The sequence below is a fragment of the Actinomadura kijaniata NBRC 14229 genome (assembly GCF_001552175.1).
GTDB classification, from domain to species: domain Bacteria; phylum Actinomycetota; class Actinomycetes; order Streptosporangiales; family Streptosporangiaceae; genus Spirillospora; species Spirillospora kijaniata.
In genome coordinates, this window is record NZ_BCQR01000319.1 from 1 (window position 1) to 3,168 (window position 3,168).

Consider the following 3,168-nt stretch of genomic DNA (forward strand, 5'->3'; position numbering starts at 1 on the left):
CTTCGCGGTCTTCGCACGACCGGCTCGTCCCCAAGGTGTGTCGCCCGCCCCGGAACGCCCGAACCGCACCGTAGGGTCGGCCGCATGGCGCACAGGCTCTTCCCGATCACCGCGCTGGTGCTGGCGTTCCCGCTGCTCACCGCCTGCGGGGACGACGGCGGTACCCGGTCCGAGCCCGCGCGGGCCACCGGCCGCGCCGCCCTGGCGGGCACCGGCTACACCTCCGACCAGCTCCGCCAGGCCCTGCTCACCGAGCTGCCCGGCTACCAGCGGGCGGGCGAGACCGACGCGGGCGAGTACGGCACCCGCAAGGCCATCCAGAACTTCGAGCAGCTGCAACGCCAGGTCCGCGTCGACAACCCGCGCTGCCGCCGGGCCGCCGCCGGCCCCGAGATCGACCGCGCCACGCCCGTCGCGATCGCGATGTTCACCCGGGGCAACGGGCAGACCGTCACCGAGACGCTGCTGGCGATGGACGACGAGACCACCGAGAAGCACGTCAAGGCGCGGGTCCCGGCGGGCTGCCAGACGTTCCGCGCGCAGGTCGGCTCCCAGTGGTCGGAGCACACCGTCGTGGAACGGCCGCCCGGCACCCTCGGCGAGGGCTCGCGGACCGTCGGCGTCTCGACCACGACGGGCGCCTCCAACACCAAGACCTGGTACGTGGTGCTGCGCGGCCGCCGCTACCTGGCCACGATCAGCCTCTACGGCCCCGCCGCCACCCGCACCGAGGCCGAGCAGATCGCCAGGCTCGCCGACGAGCAGGCCCGCCGCATCCTGCCCTGACGGCCCCGCTACCGGACGACGGTGAACGGCGCGGTCATGCCGTGCGCGCCGTTCTCCTGCGCGCCGTTCTCCTGCGCGCCGTTCTCCTGCGCGCCGTTCTCCTGCGCGATCGTCGTCACGTCCCGCTGCGACAGCTGTCCGTTGAACAGGTCGGTCCCGGTCGCATCCTCCGGCAGCCGCAGCAGGATCGCCTCGCGGGGCATGCGGCCGGCGTTCCGCGGCCGCAGCACGACCCGGCCGTGCGGCGCGCGGACCACCGCGCGGTCGAGGCGGAAGAGGTACTCGCCCATCTCGACCCTCACCTCGGCGGCGCGGCGCACGTTCGGGCGCTGGTGCCTGGTCGGTGTGGCCGACGCGGCGGGTGCGGCGGCGGTCACGCGCTTGCGCATGGAACCTCCCGAACCGGGGATCTTCCTTCCGCCCCAGCGTCCCGTGCGCGGCGGCCGTCGCGCGTCCGGCGGCGGGGCGAACGACGGCCGCGTCCCTACAGCCGGAGCGTGGTGAAACCGTCCTCGGGCCGGAGGTGGGCGGGCTTCAAAGCGGAGGCGGCCGGGCTTCAAAGGGGACCGGTGCAGCGGATAGCGTTCGCTCTACGTTCGCTTCCACGGCGCGTGTGAGACGGGGAGGGCCCTTGATCGGGAAGGAAGGCCGGGTGACCGGGAAGATCGGTCCCGGGCTGGTCGGGGAGGTCATGATCCCGATCCGGGGCGGGGTGGAGGCGTTCTACGCCCACCCCGTGGTGCCACAGGACGAGATCCCGGTCGGGGCGATCGTGCGGGTCGTGGAATACCACCCCCCGCGCACCGTGTACGTCGCCCCTGCACTCATCTGAACCGGGCTGAACCGGGCTGGTCCGCGCGACGTCCTAATGACACGGTGGTCGACATACCGGGTGAAAGTCCCGGGTCCACACCCCGCGCACACCCCAGCCCGGAGGAGAGTCGATGTCCCTACTCATGATGGCGGGCGCGGTCGTCGCCGCCATCGTCGTCCTGATCGTGTTGTTCAAGATGGTCTGGCGGGTCGCCGAACCCAACGAGGCGTTGATCATCTCCGGGCTCGGCGCACGCTCCAAGCCGATCGACGGGGTGGACAGCCTCGGCTTCAAGATCGTGACGGGCAAGGGCACCTCGGTGCTCCCGGGCTTCCAGGTGGCGCGGCGGCTGCGGCTCGACAGCCGGGCCGCGAACCTGGAGGTCAACTGCGTCACCCAGCAGGGCATCCCGGTCAAGGTGCGCGGCGTGGTCATCTACAAGGTCGGCGACGACTTCGTGTCCATCGCCAACGCGGCGCGGCGCTTCCTCGACCAGCAGGGCTCGATGGACGGCGCGATCCACGAGCTGTTCACCGGCCACCTGCGGTCGATCATCGGCAACCTGACCGTCGAGGACCTGATCCTCAACCGGGAGCGCCTGACCAGCGAGACCCGCTCCTCGGCCGCCGACGAGATGAGCAAGCTCGGCCTGGTCGTGGACTCGCTGCAGATCCAGGAGATCGACGACGAGACCGGCTACATCAACAACCTGGGCCGCCCGCACGCCGCCCGCGTCGCCGCCGAGGCGCGCGTCGCCGAGGCCGAGCGCGACCAGCAGGCCACCACCCGCGAGCAGGAGGCCGAACGCGCCAAGGCCGCCGTCATCCGCGACACCGAGATCAAGAAGGCCGAGTACGAGGGCCAGGTCCAGCAGGCCGCCCAGCAGGCCCGGCAGGAGGTCATCCTCAAGGAGACCCGCAACGCCGAGCTGGAGGCCGAGCGCACCGAGAAGCGCCTGGAGTCCGAGATCCGCAAGCCCGCCGACGCCCGCGCCTACGAGCAGGTGAAGCTGGCCGAGGCCGAACGCGAGCAGCGCATCGCCCTCGCGCAGGCCGCCGCCAAGGAGGTCCAGCTGAAGGCCGAGCGAGAGGCCGAGGCCACCCGCATCCTGGGTGAGGCCGAGGCCGACGCGATCCGCCGCAAGGGCCTGGCGGAGGCCGAGGCGATCGAGGCCCGCGCCCGGGCGCTGGCCCAGAACCAGGAGGCCGTCATCGCCCAGCAGCTCGCCGAGAACTGGCCCGAGATCGTCGAGGCGGGCGCGAAGGTGTTCGGCAACGTCGACAACATGGTCGTCCTCAACGGCGCGCAGGGCGTCGAGGAGATGCTCGCCAAGGCGCTCACCCTCGGCGGCACCGGCCTGGGCCTGGCCCGCAGCCTGCTGGCGGGCGGCAACGGCCAGCCGCAGAACGGCGCGGGGGAGAAGCCGGTCGAGAAGCCGTTGGAGAAGCAGATCGAGGCCTGACGTGGGGTGGACGGGCCGTTCCCTTGGGGGACGGCCCGTTCTGCTGCTTGGGGTTTCCGGTTGGGTGTAGACCCCCGATATCGCTAGTGGTCTGTGGGGAGGGCTT

At 72.0% G+C, this 3,168-nt stretch carries 4 protein-coding genes; 3 read left to right on the forward strand and 1 reads right to left on the reverse strand.

Annotation, left to right across the window (positions count from 1 at the left end; genetic code table 11):
• Window positions 1-84 precede the first annotated feature (84 nt).
• Window positions 85-786: a hypothetical protein gene (locus AKI01S_RS48405; RefSeq protein ID WP_067833858.1), complete on the forward strand. Its 702-nt coding sequence runs from the start codon at window positions 85-87 to the stop codon at window positions 784-786.
• A gap of 8 nt (window positions 787-794) precedes the next feature.
• On the opposite strand, the gene AKI01S_RS48410 is transcribed toward AKI01S_RS48405, so the two are convergent.
• On the reverse strand, window positions 795-1,175 hold the full coding sequence (locus AKI01S_RS48410) for a hypothetical protein (RefSeq protein WP_067833861.1): 381 nt from the start codon (window positions 1,173-1,175) through the stop codon (window positions 795-797).
• 263 nt (window positions 1,176-1,438) lie between these two features.
• Here AKI01S_RS48410 and AKI01S_RS48415 point away from each other — a divergent pair, with 263 nt between their 5' ends.
• Entirely contained in the window at window positions 1,439-1,618 is a 180-nt protein-coding gene (locus AKI01S_RS48415; RefSeq protein ID WP_084000985.1) for an NfeD C-terminal domain-containing protein, read from the forward strand.
• Between the two features lie 112 nt (window positions 1,619-1,730).
• On the forward strand, window positions 1,731-3,062 hold the full coding sequence (locus tag AKI01S_RS48420) for an SPFH domain-containing protein (RefSeq protein ID WP_067833868.1): 1,332 nt from the start codon (window positions 1,731-1,733) through the stop codon (window positions 3,060-3,062).
• The last annotated feature ends 106 nt before the right edge of the window (window positions 3,063-3,168 follow it).